Here is a 13,185-nt window from a genome sequence, read left to right on the forward strand (position 1 = left end):
ATGACAAACGTTACCCCCTCAACACTTGGCCCGGATCCGCTGTTGCAAGAGGTTGTCGGCCTGACACCCGCGCAAAAAATGCGCAAACGTGTCTTTGGCCATCATGGTTTGATTTTTGGCGGGATCGTCTTTGGTCTGCTGGTGTTGGTGGCGCTCTTTGCCCCCCTGTTGGCGCCCCATGATCCCTATTCGCAAAGCTTGATGGCGCGGATGCAGCCGCCTGTGTTTTTGGATGGCTCCTGGGAGCATCCGCTCGGCACCGATCACCTTGGGCGCGATTACCTGTCGCGGTTGATTTATGGCGCGCGTGTGTCGCTGTTGATCGGTGTGGTCGCCGCTTTGATTTCTGGCACCATCGGCACCATTTTGGGTGTCTGTGCTGGGTATTTTGGCGGGCGCGTTGACGCGGTTGTGACCTTTTTGATCAACGTGCGTTTGGCGATGCCTGTGGTTTTGGTCGCCTTGGCGGTGGTGGCGCTGTTTGGCGGCTCGCTGACTGTGGTGATCTGTGTGCTTGGCTTCTTATTGTGGGACCGCTTTGCCGTGGTCATGCGCTCCTCGACGATCCAAGTGCGCAACCGTGATTATGTCACGGCCGCCTCTGCCATCGGGGCCTCGACACCGCGTATCATCCTGTCGGAAATCATGCCCAATATCCTCAACAACTTGATCGTTGTTGTGACCTTGGAAATGGCCCATGCCATTCTGTTGGAAGCGGTGCTGTCCTTCCTCGGTTTGGGCGTACAACCCCCAACCCCGTCATGGGGCCTTATGGTGTCCGAGGGCAAAAACATGATGCTGTTTGAACCTTGGCTGGTGTTGATCCCCGGTGCCGTGCTGTTCGTTTTGGTGTTGGCCATCAATCTTTTGGGTGATGGGTTGCGCGATGTCACTGCCCCAGAAAGTCGGAATTAAATCATGACACAGTCACATGAACCCCCCGTGCTCTCGGTCAAAAATCTGACGATTGATATTCCTACCGAAACCGGAACTCTACATGCTGTCCGCGGCATTGATTTCGATCTCAAACGGGGTGAAACCCTATGTATCGTGGGCGAAAGCGGGTCGGGCAAATCTCTGACCTCTCTGGCTCTGATGGGATTGTTGGGCCGAGGTTTGCGTCCACGCGCCGATAAAATGGACTTTGATGGCATTGAGCTGACCAAGGCCAATGCCAAGACCATGCGGAACTTGCGCGGCAAACGGATGTCGATGATTTTCCAAGAGCCGATGACCTCGCTCAATCCGGCCTACACCATCGGTGATCAACTGATGGAGGCGCTTTTACTGCACGGCGGCAAGAGCCGCTCCGTGGCCCGCGCACGCGCCATCGAGCTGCTGCAAAAGGTCGGGATCACCGCCGCAGAAAGCCGCTTGTCGCAATATCCGCACCAACTGTCTGGCGGGTTGCGCCAACGGGTGATGATCGCCATGGCCCTGATGTGCGAGCCCGAGTTAATCATCGCGGACGAGCCGACCACGGCGCTCGATGTGACGATCCAGGCACAGATTTTGCGGCTTTTGATGGACCTGCAAAAAGAGATGGGCATGGCGCTGATTTTCATCACCCATGACCTTGGCGTGGTGGCGCGGATCGCTGACAAAGTGGCGGTGATGTATGCGGGCCAGCTGGTGGAAACCGGCGATGCCAAAGAGATTTTCAAAGCCCCATCCCACCCCTACACCCGTGGTCTGATCAATTGCATTCCTTTGCCCGGTACGACTGCGCGCGGCTCAAAACTTGGCACTATTCCGGGCATCGTTCCGTCTTTGATCGGCGATGTGACAGGCTGCATTTTCCGCACACGCTGCGCCTATGCAAGCGACGCCTGTCGCGGTGACATTCCGCGCCATGTGTCGGGCGATGGCAGTCACGCGTTTCGCTGCGTGGATGACACGGGCTTTGCCCAAAAAGAAACACAAAACGCGGAGGTTTCAGCATGACCAAAGCGACCACACCGGTGCTTGAACTGCGCAATGTGACCAAGACCTATACCGTCAAACAAGGGTTGTTTGGTACGGCCAAACCCTTGACCGCGCTCAACGATATTTCGCTCAAACTCGAACGCGGTGACGTTCTGGGGCTTGTCGGAGAAAGCGGATGCGGCAAGTCGACGATGGCCAAAGTCTTGCTGGGTTTGGAAAAACCGACAACGGGCGATGTTTTGTTTGATGGAAAACCGCTGGGCACCGAAAACCGGATGGAGGTGGCCCGTCGCATTCAGCCGATCTTCCAAGACCCGTATTCCTCGCTGAACCCACGCAAAAGCATCGAAGATCTGATCGCCTTGCCATTGCGGGTGCACAACGTTGGCGACGAAGCCTCGCGGATGAAATCTGTGCGCGAGATTTTGGATATCGTCGGGCTGCCCAGCCGTGTGTTGAACACCTATCCAAGCCAAATGTCAGGCGGGCAAAGGCAGCGGGTCGCCATCGCGCGTGCGCTGGTGATGAAACCTGAAATCGTGATCTGCGACGAGCCAACGTCAGCCTTGGACGTGTCAGTTCAAAGTCAGATTTTGAACCTGTTGGGCGAGCTGCGCGAAGAGCTGAACCTGACCTATATGTTCATCAGTCACAACCTGGCGGTGGTGGAACATTTGGCCACAAAGGTGGCGGTGATGTATCTGGGGCAGATCGTCGAGGAAAACACCGTCGAAGGTCTGTTTGATCAAACGCGCCACCCTTATTCCAAGGCGCTTTTGGACTCTGTGTTGACGCCTGACCCCGACATGGACGTGCCTGATACGCAGCTTGGCATGGCTTATCCAAACCCGATTGATCCGCCGTCAGGATGCCATTTTCACCCGCGTTGCGCGCTTGCCACTGAGTTTTGTAGCGATCATGCACCGCGGAGCCAGTCGTTCGAGCATGGGCGGATCAAGTGTCATTTGCATGATGCTGAGACCTCAATGGGAACGTGACGCGGCGCAAGGCCGATCATGCCAAAATGCTGGCATACGAAATTCAAAACCGAACAAAACCGACAAGGATAATAGGGTATGACCCGCGCAGACGCAGTGAGCCAAGCAACCGAGTATTTTGAAAGCGGTCGCCTTCAGTCCGAGCTTGCGGATTTGGTTAAATACAAGAGTGAAAGCCAAAATCCTGCCCAAGAGGCCGTGCTGGAACAGTATTTGGTCGAAGCCATTCAGCCGCGCCTTGAGGCGATGGGTTTTGAGTGCAGCATCCATGAAAACCCGAGCACGAAAATCAAAGGCGGGCCGTTTTTACTTGGCGCGCGCGTTGAGGACCCGGCCTTGCCCACGGTTTTGACCTATGGCCATGGTGATGTGATCTGGGGGCAAGAGGGCGAATGGCGGGAGGGCCTGACGCCGTTTGAATTGATCGAAGAAGGCGAGACCCTGTACGGACGCGGCTCTGCGGACAACAAGGTGCAGCACTTGGTCAATATCGCAGCGCTTGAGACCGTGTTGAAGACGCGCGGCAAGCTTGGGTTTAACGTCAAAATCGTCATGGAAATGAGCGAAGAAATCGGCTCTCCCGGTTTGTCCGAGATGATGGACATGCATCGTGAATACCTGAAAGCCGATGTGTTTATCGCCTCAGATGGCCCCCGCCTTAGCCCCGAGCGCCCGACAATGTTTATGGGCGCACGCGGTGGGGCTGGTTTCGATCTGGTTGTGGACCTGCGCGAAGGGGCCCATCATTCGGGCAATTGGGGCGGGCTCCTGGCCGATCCTGCGATCATTTTGACCCACGCCTTGGCGACAATCACTGACGCGCGTGGGCAAATCCAAATCCCCGAATGGCGGCCCACAAGTCTCAGCCAAGAGGTCCGCGACGCCTTGGCGCTTTTGCCGATGGACCACACAGATGACCCCAAGGTGGATGAGGATTGGGGCGAAGAATCCTTGACCCCAGCGGAACGGGCTTACGGCTGGAACAGCTTCACGGTGCAGGCGATGAAGGCCGGCATCCCCGAAGCACCGGTGAACGCCATTTCGCCTATGGCCTTTGCCCGCTGTCAGCTGCGCTATGTGGTGGGTACGGATGTGGGTGACATCGTGCCAGCCCTGCGCCGCCATTTGGATGCCCATGGGTTTCAAGCTGTGCAGGTTGTGCAATTGGACAAGGGCGTGTTTGGCGCGACCCGTTTGAACCCAAGCCACCCTTGGGTGAGCTACGTCAAAGCCTCTTTGAAAGAAACCACAGGCAAAGACCCGCATGTGATCCCCAACTTGGCTGGGTCTTTGCCGAACGATTGTTTTGCCGATGTTTTGGGTCTGCCAACGGTGTGGGTGCCGCACAGCTATATGGGCTGCAAACAGCACGCGCCCGATGAGCATGTGTTGAAATCCGTCTGCCGCGAAGGCGTCGAGGTGATGACAGGTCTGTTTTGGGACATCGGGACATCCGTTCCGGAGGTCTCCTCAGACGCTTAAGCGATTTGAGAGCGCACTCACCACGTGTTGTGCGCTCTCTCAGGCCGGGCGTTGCGGGGATGTTTGCAGCCGTCAGGACATTGACGTTTGCTGCAACCGTCCTCTCTTGTGACCAATCAGAAAACCAGTGCCTGACATTATCCCCCAAAAGGAAACGATCCCGACGCAGCGCAGGATGTTGAGGTCTGAGGTCGAGACTCCGGTAATGCGACGACATATTCTGCAAGATGACCGTTTCTGCCAAATGATCGTCAACAAGATGTCGTTGGCGTTGGGCGGGTTGTGGATCAAGACCGACACATCGGACCCACGGCCGCTGAGATCGGCACAGTGGAAGCCGCGTTTGGACATGGGGTGTGGCCGCAAGGTGCGAGCAAGGAGAGACGGTCGTCGTATCTCTGAGAAAGCAATCTCACACTTGCCTCTCAAGGTCGCGGGCATGACGGGTTTGGTGACGCCACGGCCCAGAACTTTCAGCCCAGCGTTTTCATTGTTTCGAACGGTGCGTCTGATCCGATCACACCAAGCCCCCTAAAACGGCTCGGTAGCGGCGGGCCTGAGGATGATTGGCCAAAAGCCAAGGGCAAAACCCGCGCGCAACCAATTTCAGCACGCCTTTGTTGCCCACCCCTGCGGTCGCTGTTTCAGGTGGCATCACTCCGTGCAACCGCCTGTCATCCCAATAGAAACCTTAGCTGCATCTCGAGTTGGCATTGCCCCATCTGTTGGCCAGACACGATCGGTCGGTTTAGCATTTGCGCGGTCTCGCATAGCGCGGTTGGCGTGTCACGCGTGATGACATCACAGACCAGCGCCGCAGATTCGATATCCTTGCTGGAGAAGGGCACCGGGTCTCCAATGCTTTTCCCAAGCGTTGTTGCATTGATCAGGATGGGGCAGGGGCCGGCGCTTTGCGAAAGGGGTACATCCGGCCAATACTCAGCCAGCAGCGCTTGGAGAGCCTGCGCACGCGCGTCATTCGTTTCCGCAAGGACCAGTTCGGAAATCCCGTTTTCACATAGCGCATCGACGATGGCGATTCCGGCACCACCGCCCGCCCCAAGGATATGCGCTACGCCATCTTTGATCTTTATCCCCGTTGCATGGATTGCCGCGCACATCGCCAACCCATCCGTCGCATCGCCGATCAACCGTCCGTTTTTGCACCTCACCGTGTTCACAGCCCCCAACCGGGCTGCGCGTGGCGTGCATTCATCCATCGCCGCGAAAGCCGCCTGTTTGTGGGGATACGTCACCGAGCACCCGATCATGTTGGCACTGGCGCGCAGGACATCCCAAAACCCATTCGCGCCAGAAACGGGGACATCCATGGGAACCATAACAATGTCCAACCCTCTGTCTTGGAACAGCAAATTGAACGCAGGCGGTGAAAAAACACCTGAAACCGGATGTCCGATAATCGGGAAAATCTGGGTGGTTCCTGTGATGGGCATTGGGGGCCTTTCCAAAAACGGTCTTGACTCACTCTCCGAAATTCCAGCAATAATATCCAACATTTTCTGAAAAGGTGGATAAATTGCTTTTTGGTGGTCGAAAGTCTGAGGACGATACCGTTGTTGAAATGCTGGCCTCAGCGATCCGGCGGGACATCTCCTTTGGTGTGTTGCGCCCCGATCAGAAACTAAAGCTCACGGATCTGCGCCAGTCTTATGGCGGTTCGAACCATTCCATGCGCGAAACGTTGCGAATCCTCACCTCGGAAGGTGTGGTTGAGGCGACCAACCAGCGCGGCTTTCGCGTGACATCCGCCACCGAGGATGACCTGCGCGACATTCTTTTGGTTCGGCTCGAAGTTGAAAAACTGGGCCTGAAACGATCCCTGGAATTTGGCGATGTGGCTTGGGAAAGCCGTGTGGTTGCGGCTTTGCATGCGGTGCGTCGGGCCGACGCCCTTGTGCAAGACTGCCCCGATGACGTGACCGCCCTTGAGTGGGACGAGGCCTGCCGCGACCTCAGCATGGCGCTCATCTCGGCGAGCGGCTCACCGCGGCTGATGGATATGGCCGCACAGTTTTACGGCCAGTCGCGCCGCTTTCGGTTGGCGCTTCTGCGTGAGGGACGCATTGACTTTGCCGCCCGCGCCGCACGTCGCACCTCGTTACAGGAGGCCATCATAGCGCGGGAGGAGGCCCGTGCGATGCGCCTTCTTGAGGAGGAAATTGGCGCGGATTTAGGGGCCTGAACACCAACGATACAGTACAAATAAGATCATTAGGGAGGATACAATGGTCACTTTCAACAGACGTCAGACAATGGGTTTGCTTGGTGCCGCTGCGGCCACTGGGCTGGCGACACCTGCGCTTGCGCAAAACAAGAAAATCGTGGTTGGCGCGTTGCGCTTCACATCACATTCCGCCAGCTTTATCGCCGCTGAACGGGCGTATTTCAAAGACGCCGGTCTTGATGTCGAACTGCGGTTTTTCCAAGCGGCACAGCCGATGGCTGTCGCGATTGCATCGGGTGACGTGGACTATGCTGTCACTGCGATTTCTGGCGGGCTGATTTCGCTTGCCGACAAAGGGGCGATCAAGGTGATCGGCGGCGCGCTGAGCGAAGAGCCCGGCATCGACGGTCAGAAAATCCTTGCCTCAGACGCAGCGTTCCAAGCGGGTCTGACATCGCCTGCGGGCCTTGCGGGCAAGAAGTTCGGCATCTCAACGGCCGGGTCTTCGTTCCACTATATGGGCTCAAAAGTGGCGCAGGCAGAGGGTGTCGATGTTTCCTTCACACCCTTGCAAAAAGTCGGGGCCATCATTGGTGCGCTTAAGTCCGGCCAAATCGATGCATGGTCGATCGTGCCCCATATTGCCAAACCTTTGGCAGGCTCGGGTGCGGTGCATATCATCGGCAATATTTCCGACTACCTGCCGAATTACCAGGTCACGACCGTGTTCACCTCGGCCAGAAATGCAGATAGCGAACGGCAACAGACATCGGACTTCCTCAAGGCATTCAGCATGGGGGCTTCTGACTACAACTCGACCATGATCGACAAGTCTGGTGGCGAGGACGGTGTGAACGAGATGGTCGATCTGATCCACAAATATGTCTATTCGGACCGCGAACGCGCCAAGGCAGCGCCATCGATCATCAACGGCACAATGCGGATCAACGAAAACGCGCGGTTGAACACGGCTTCGGTACAAGATCAGCTGAGCTGGTTCCAATCCGAAGGTCTGATCGACGCCAGCATCACCATGGATACCTTTGTCGACACCAGCTTCGTCGAGACCTTCGAAGCCTAAGTCACGACCAAAGACTGGCCGCCCATGTCGCGGCCAGTCATTCTATTTTTAAGGGCAGCTTCATGGACATTCGGCTTGATGCGATCAGCCATTCCTATGGCGACACTGAGGTTTTGCGGGACATCTCGCTCGATATTCCGAATGGCAAGATCGTCTGTTTGGTGGGGCCGTCGGGCTGTGGCAAGTCGACCTTGCTGCGCCTGATTGGCGGGCTGGAACGCGCATCCAAAGGGCGCGTCCTGCAACTTGGCACGCCGCCCGAGGGCTGCCTCAACCCACTCACCTATGTCTTTCAGGACTTTGCGCTTCTGCCTTGGCGGTCGGTTCACGGCAATATTTCTCTCGTGCTCGAAGATCACGGGATCAAGGGGGGGCAGGCGGATGCGATCATCGCAGACGTTCTGGCCCGCACCAAACTGAGTGACTTTAGCAAAGCCCTGCCACGGCAACTGTCGGGTGGCATGAAGCAGCGAGTCGCGATTGCGCGGGCGCTTGCTGTGAAACCGGCAGTGATGCTTATGGATGAACCCCTATCCGCGCTTGATAGCCAAACACGCGAATTGTTGATGGACGACCTTGTCGCTCTTTGGACACGCCAATCCTTTACCGCCGCCTATGTGACCCACAACCTCGCCGAGGCAGTGCGTCTGGGGCACCGGATTGTTGTGCTGTCGCGGCGGCCGGGTGAAATCCGTGAAGTGGTTGAGATTGACATGCCGCTGGCTGAGCGCAGCCACGGGAATGCCGAGCTGGAACAGATCCAAACACATCTTTGGGATATGATGCGTGACGAGGCCCGCGCGGCCGACGAGGAATTGCTAAATGTCTGATCCAATGGTCAAAACCCAACCTATTGAAGTCCGTTTCCGCGGCGGTGGCTTTGCTCCAAAGGCACGGCGCTGGTTTGGGCTGGGTGTCTTTGTCTTTCTGATCGCGATCACAGAAGTCGGAACCCGCCAGGGGTGGATCTCGGCCCTCACTCTCCCCAAACCATCTGATGTTCTGGCGACCTTTGGAGAGCTGTGGAACAGCGGTCTGTTGTTCAAACATCTTGTTCCCTCGCTCCAACGGCTTGCGGTGGGGGCCGCGATCGGGGCGTCGATTGGCATTATTGTCGGTGTCATGATCGGGCTGTTTTCCTATGTCCGAGCCGGGATGGTGCCCTTGGTTGCAGCGATCTTTCCGATTCCCAAAATTGCGCTATTGCCGCTGTTTGTCATCTGGTTTGGGATTGACGAGGCCAGCAAATACGCGCTGATCGCCTTTGGCACCTTTACGCCGACGGTCGTGGCCACCTATGGCGCGGTCGACAATGTGGACCGCTCCCTTATTCGCATGGGACAGAGTTTCGGGCTGTCGTGGTTTTCGATTGTACGGAAAATCGTGCTGCCGGGCGCGATGCCGGGAATTTTGTCGGGGCTGCGCATTTCACTGGCCATTGCCATCATCTTGCTGGTCGCTGCCGAAATGCTCGGGGCGGAATACGGGATAGGGGCCTATATTCTCGAAGCCGGATCGCTTTATGATCTCGAACGGCTCTTCGCGGGCGTTGTGATCTTGTCGCTGCTGGGGGTCATCCTGAGCACCTTCATCGGATTTGTCGAACGTCGCCTGCTTGGCTGGCGCGCATGAGCCGCAAGCCCGAATGCGACTATGATGTGGTCGTCGCGGGCGGCGGTGCTGGCGGTGTCGGTGCGGCTTTGGGGGCCGCGCGTGCGGGGGCGGATGTTCTGCTTGTTGAAAAATACGGCTTCTTAGGCGGGGCTGCGACCACGTCAAATGTGCTGGCCTATTGCGGTTTCTTTCAGCAAGGCAAAACACCGATCAAAGCCGTGGGTGGGGTCGCGGATCTTGTGTTGGATGAATTGCGGAGCTTGGGCCTTGCCTGCGATCCGTTTTGTTCTCCCACCACGCTGAACTGGATTATCCTGCTGGAACCCGAGGCGGTGAAGCTTGCGCTGGATCGGGTCTTGATCAAAGCAGGCGTTGACGTTCTGTTGCATACCCGCGTGGCGGCGGTCGCCCGGACAGCGGGTCGCATTCAATCGGTGACACTTGCGGGAATGGAGGGTCGGCGGCGCGTTGCTGCCCAGGCTTTTGTTGATGCCACGGGCGATGCCAACCTTTCGATGTTGGCGGGGCTAGAGTGTCGGATCGGCAATGATCGCGGCCATTTGCAGGCCGCGTCTGCACCCATCCGGATTGGCGGGCGCGACCTGTCCGTCCCGATCAACCGCGACGCCGTGATTGCCGCGTTTGAGATTTATAACCGCAGGGGCAAATATCCGTCGGCACGCACTGATGGTGGAATTTTCACCGATGTCCCGCGCACCGGGGAAATGTGGTGGATGATGTTCGATCACGCGATGCCCGATCTGTCCTCCGAGAGTTTCACCCAAGCCGAGCAAGCGGCGCGCGGGGCTGCACATGACTATGTAGAGGTTCTCCGCAACCATGTGCCAGGGTTTGAGCAGGCCTATCTTGCATCAACCGGCCCCCAAATCGGCGTCCGCGAAAGCCGTCATCCCCCAGCGCGCTATGACTTGACGGCCGAGGACCTGCGATCTGGCCGTCAGCGTCCCGACAGCGTGGCCAAAGCGGCCTGGCCGATCGAAGATCATTCCGAACCGGGAAAACCGGTGTATCATTCGGTCGGTGGCGATGGCTTTGCTGATATCCCGCTGGATTGCCTGCGCGCCAAAGGGTTGGACAACGTCTTTTACGCAGGTCGGTTGATCGGCGCGGATGCGGCGGCCTATGGCTCTATCCGTGTCATGGGCACAGCCTTTGCCACCGGAGAGGCCGCAGGTCGCGCTGCCTGCCAGACAACATAGGCGGGTGCCACACAACCTGTCGCGGGGACAATCGCGCAGCGTTCCCAAACAAGTGCAGCGCCGGTGCCTTGTGGTCAGCAAGTGGTGAACCGTTCCCAGAACCCATGCGTTTTTCAACCCGCTGATGTTGCGATCACACCGGTTGGCACGACACCGAAAGCTAAAAGACAGCGTCGATCATACCGGCAGGCCACCAATCGGCCATTCACCCCTGGAAATGTTCAAAACCACGCCCCCAACTGCGTCGTTGGGAGCCGTGTAACGCTTTGGAACTCCAAGGGGCGAAGAAACACGGCCCAGAGTATTTGCTGTCATTGGGTGGTCTTTGGTCTCGCAGCATGTGACACCTGCAGTACAGGCAATGCCCGGCAGATGCAGCAGTCGGCACCATCTCCCTCATCCGCTAGGGGGCCTTATTCCCTTGATCAATCAATTCGTTCAGGTTTTGGGTGAACCGTAAAAGCAGATCGCAGAAAACGCTAATTTCGGCCGGATCAAACCCTTTCATGAGAAAACTATTCTGGCTCGACGCGGCTTGCAGAACCTTGTCGTGCAGCGCCCGGCCCGATGGGCTTAGCGTCAAACCACGGCTGCGCCCATTTGCATGAAGCTCGCCCAGTTTGATCAAGTCACTTTTGGTCAGCCGGCTCACACTGCGACTGACCGTTCCCTTATCGACACCAATGGTGTTTGCGGCCTGCGCAGAGGTGACCCCCGGCGTCCGGGCCAGCAACAAAAGCATCCGCCAATCCACCGTGCCCAGCCCGAAATTGTCGCTAAAGTAATTTGAGGCCCCTTCGGTAAACTTGTTGGCCGCAAAGGACATCAGCATGGCTGGCGTGCGCGAAATACTCAGCGTTTGAAATGTCTCACCCGTATTTGGGTCTTCGACATCAACGAAATACATATCGTCGCGAACCGGAGCTTTGTTTTGGTTTTCCATGCGCGTCTCTTACTCCGATACGGGGTCTAAGCCAACGGTTTGTCTCCTGCCAAAAAGGCAATATGTTGCGCGTGCAACTTAATGTTGCAAGTGCAACGTTATATCGGTATCGTTTTTGTATTCCGCCATGACACCATGCGGATCAGAGGAAATACAGGAGCCTTTTTAGGGCATTAGCGGTCAGAATAGGCGATTCGCCTTCCATCCCCGCCAATGTCCGGAAACAGCGCCGAACTAGGGAGAGAGATTTATGCTTGATATGGGCATGACAATCGGCGGCCGTCAGGTCGCCGGACAAGAGAGCTTTGCCGTAATGAACCCTGCCACGGGCGAGGTCATCGGGAACATCGCAAACGCCAGCCTCGATGATCTGGACCGCGCCGTCAACGCAGCCAAAGCCGCGTATCCTGCGTGGTCCGCCTTGCCGGATGCAGACCGTCAAAAGGTGATCAACACCTTGGCCGACGCGCTAGAGGCCCGCGCCGGTGATCTGGCTGAGCTTTTGACGCGTGAAAACGGCAAGCCTCTGGGGGGCATCGGTTCCCATTTTGAATTGGGCGGTGCCGTTGTCTGGACACGGTCCACCGCCGCGTTGGACATGCCGGTCAAGGTCTTGCAAGACACGGACGAAGGCCGCATCGAATTGCACCGCAAATCCTTGGGTGTGGTTGGGTCGATCCTGCCTTGGAATTGGCCTGTCATCATTGCGATTTGGCACATTATGCCCGCCCTGCGCGCTGGTAACACAGTGGTGGTCAAACCGTCGCCGTTTACGCCGCTTTCCACCATGCTGGCCGTTCAGATCATGAATGAGATTCTGCCTGCTGGCGTGTTGAATGTCGTCACGTCTGACGACCAAAGCGCAAGCATCGGCGCGGCCATGGCCCAACACCCCGATATCCGCAAAATCGTCTTCACCGGGTCAACGGCGACCGGCGAAAAGGTCATGCAGAGCGCGGCCACCACGATGAAGCGTCTGACGCTGGAATTGGGCGGCAACGATGCCGGTATCATTTTGCCGGACGTGGACCCAAAGGCGATTGCCGAAGGTCTGTTCTGGGGGGCCTTCATCAATACCGGCCAGACCTGCGCCGCGATGAAGCGTATGTATGTGCACGAAGATATTCACGACGCGGTTGTCGAGGAATTCGTCAATGTTGCCAAAAACATGCCTATGGGCAATGGCATGGACGACGGCGTGCTCATGGGCCCGCTGACCACGCCCTTCCAGCATGAAAAAGTCGCGCATCTGGTCGAGGCCGCAGCCCAAGACGGCACTGTGCAAATGGGCGGCACATCCGGTGACGGCCAGTTCCACGAAACAACGATTGTGACTGATTTGGCGGACGATCATCCACTTGTCACCGAAGAACAATTCGGCCCCGCCGTGCCGGTCCTACGCTACCGCGATGTCGAAGACGCGCTCGAGCGGGCGAATGCATCGGACGCCGGGCTTGGCGGCTCGATCTGGACCAACGACATGGACAAGGCCAAATCGCTGGCTCTGCGCATGGAATGTGGCTCTGTCTGGATCAACAAACACGGCGCATTGCAGCCCAATGCCCCCTTTGGTGGCGTCAAGAAATCCGGCCTCGGTGTCGAATTTGGCGACGAGGGCCTGATGGAAAATACCGACATCCAAGTCATTCATCAGTGACGAGAAACTAAACCTTGCGCGCCGCTGCGCGGTGTGGGGCAGGCCGGGAGGACCGGCCCCACACCGTGGCGCGCAAACA

At 57.4% G+C, this 13,185-nt stretch carries 12 protein-coding genes; 10 read left to right on the plus strand and 2 right to left on the minus strand.

Features of this window, described 5'->3' with window-relative positions:
* The 4 genes from ACRBB0_RS05660 to ACRBB0_RS05675 all read left to right on the plus strand — a co-directional run bounded on the left by ACRBB0_RS05660 (nucleotide 1) and on the right by ACRBB0_RS05675 (nucleotide 4,406).
* Nucleotides 1-915, plus strand: a complete 915-nt coding sequence (locus ACRBB0_RS05660; RefSeq protein WP_431373436.1) for an ABC transporter permease — start codon at nucleotides 1-3, stop codon at nucleotides 913-915.
* A gap of 3 nt (nucleotides 916-918) precedes the next feature.
* Nucleotides 919-1,944, plus strand: coding sequence for an ABC transporter ATP-binding protein (locus ACRBB0_RS05665; RefSeq protein ID WP_431373437.1), 1,026 nt, complete (start codon nucleotides 919-921; stop codon nucleotides 1,942-1,944).
* Nucleotides 1,941-2,924 (plus strand): ABC transporter ATP-binding protein, encoded by a 984-nt coding sequence (locus ACRBB0_RS05670; protein WP_431373438.1) that lies wholly within the window; start codon nucleotides 1,941-1,943, stop codon nucleotides 2,922-2,924. Before ACRBB0_RS05665 ends, ACRBB0_RS05670 begins: the two co-directional genes overlap by 4 nt.
* A 78-nt stretch (nucleotides 2,925-3,002) precedes the next feature.
* A complete protein-coding gene (locus ACRBB0_RS05675; RefSeq protein ID WP_431373439.1) occupies nucleotides 3,003-4,406 on the plus strand; it encodes a M20 family metallopeptidase in 1,404 nt (467 codons plus the stop codon).
* A gap of 674 nt (nucleotides 4,407-5,080) precedes the next feature.
* On the opposite strand, the gene ACRBB0_RS05680 is transcribed toward ACRBB0_RS05675, so the two are convergent.
* On the minus strand, nucleotides 5,081-5,860 hold the full coding sequence (locus ACRBB0_RS05680) for a shikimate dehydrogenase family protein (protein WP_431373440.1): 780 nt from the start codon (nucleotides 5,858-5,860) through the stop codon (nucleotides 5,081-5,083).
* A gap of 74 nt (nucleotides 5,861-5,934) precedes the next feature.
* Here ACRBB0_RS05680 and ACRBB0_RS05685 point away from each other — a divergent pair, with 74 nt between their 5' ends.
* The 5 genes from ACRBB0_RS05685 (at nucleotide 5,935) to ACRBB0_RS05705 (ending at nucleotide 10,506) form a co-directional block, all read left to right on the plus strand.
* Complete coding sequence (locus ACRBB0_RS05685; RefSeq protein ID WP_431373441.1) at nucleotides 5,935-6,609, plus strand: GntR family transcriptional regulator; 675 nt, start codon at nucleotides 5,935-5,937, stop codon at nucleotides 6,607-6,609.
* A 43-nt stretch (nucleotides 6,610-6,652) separates the two neighbouring features.
* Entirely contained in the window at nucleotides 6,653-7,672 is a 1,020-nt protein-coding gene (locus ACRBB0_RS05690) for an ABC transporter substrate-binding protein (RefSeq protein WP_431373442.1), read from the plus strand.
* A 62-nt stretch (nucleotides 7,673-7,734) separates the two neighbouring features.
* A complete protein-coding gene (locus ACRBB0_RS05695; protein ID WP_431373443.1) occupies nucleotides 7,735-8,502 on the plus strand; it encodes an ABC transporter ATP-binding protein in 768 nt (255 codons plus the stop codon).
* Nucleotides 8,495-9,304: an ABC transporter permease gene (locus ACRBB0_RS05700; RefSeq protein WP_431373444.1), complete on the plus strand. Its 810-nt coding sequence runs from the start codon at nucleotides 8,495-8,497 to the stop codon at nucleotides 9,302-9,304. Before ACRBB0_RS05695 ends, ACRBB0_RS05700 begins: the two co-directional genes overlap by 8 nt.
* Nucleotides 9,301-10,506: an FAD-dependent oxidoreductase gene (locus tag ACRBB0_RS05705; protein WP_431373445.1), complete on the plus strand. Its 1,206-nt coding sequence runs from the start codon at nucleotides 9,301-9,303 to the stop codon at nucleotides 10,504-10,506. The genes ACRBB0_RS05700 and ACRBB0_RS05705 overlap by 4 nt, the downstream gene beginning before the upstream one ends.
* Before the next feature lie 403 nt (nucleotides 10,507-10,909).
* On the opposite strand, the gene ACRBB0_RS05710 is transcribed toward ACRBB0_RS05705, so the two are convergent.
* Nucleotides 10,910-11,449: a MarR family winged helix-turn-helix transcriptional regulator gene (locus ACRBB0_RS05710; RefSeq protein ID WP_431373446.1), complete on the minus strand. Its 540-nt coding sequence runs from the start codon at nucleotides 11,447-11,449 to the stop codon at nucleotides 10,910-10,912.
* Between the two features lie 250 nt (nucleotides 11,450-11,699).
* On the opposite strand from ACRBB0_RS05710, the gene ACRBB0_RS05715 reads away from it, so the two are divergent.
* A complete protein-coding gene (locus ACRBB0_RS05715) occupies nucleotides 11,700-13,106 on the plus strand; it encodes an aldehyde dehydrogenase family protein (protein ID WP_431373447.1) in 1,407 nt (468 codons plus the stop codon).
* The last annotated feature ends 79 nt before the right edge of the window (nucleotides 13,107-13,185 follow it).

This window comes from Pelagimonas sp. (genome assembly GCF_050633425.1).
Lineage (GTDB): Bacteria > Pseudomonadota > Alphaproteobacteria > Rhodobacterales > Rhodobacteraceae > Pelagimonas.

What these genes read in the sequence shown, in the direction of transcription:
- ACRBB0_RS05670 (WP_431373438.1), top strand. Translation starts at nt 1,941, where the DNA reads ATGACCAAAGCGACCACACCGGTGCTTGAACTGCGCAATGTGACCAAG.
- ACRBB0_RS05700 (WP_431373444.1), top strand. Translation starts at nt 8,495, where the DNA reads ATGTCTGATCCAATGGTCAAAACCCAACCTATTGAAGTCCGTTTCCGC.
- ACRBB0_RS05695 (WP_431373443.1), top strand. Translation starts at nt 7,735, where the DNA reads ATGGACATTCGGCTTGATGCGATCAGCCATTCCTATGGCGACACTGAG.
- ACRBB0_RS05715 (WP_431373447.1), top strand. Translation starts at nt 11,700, where the DNA reads ATGCTTGATATGGGCATGACAATCGGCGGCCGTCAGGTCGCCGGACAA.
- ACRBB0_RS05675 (WP_431373439.1), top strand. Translation starts at nt 3,003, where the DNA reads ATGACCCGCGCAGACGCAGTGAGCCAAGCAACCGAGTATTTTGAAAGC.
- ACRBB0_RS05665 (WP_431373437.1), top strand. Translation starts at nt 919, where the DNA reads ATGACACAGTCACATGAACCCCCCGTGCTCTCGGTCAAAAATCTGACG.
- ACRBB0_RS05705 (WP_431373445.1), top strand. Translation starts at nt 9,301, where the DNA reads ATGAGCCGCAAGCCCGAATGCGACTATGATGTGGTCGTCGCGGGCGGC.
- ACRBB0_RS05690 (WP_431373442.1), top strand. Translation starts at nt 6,653, where the DNA reads ATGGTCACTTTCAACAGACGTCAGACAATGGGTTTGCTTGGTGCCGCT.
- ACRBB0_RS05660 (WP_431373436.1), top strand. Translation starts at nt 1, where the DNA reads ATGACAAACGTTACCCCCTCAACACTTGGCCCGGATCCGCTGTTGCAA.
- ACRBB0_RS05710 (WP_431373446.1), bottom strand. Translation starts at nt 11,449, where the DNA reads ATGGAAAACCAAAACAAAGCTCCGGTTCGCGACGATATGTATTTCGTT.
- ACRBB0_RS05680 (WP_431373440.1), bottom strand. Translation starts at nt 5,860, where the DNA reads ATGCCCATCACAGGAACCACCCAGATTTTCCCGATTATCGGACATCCG.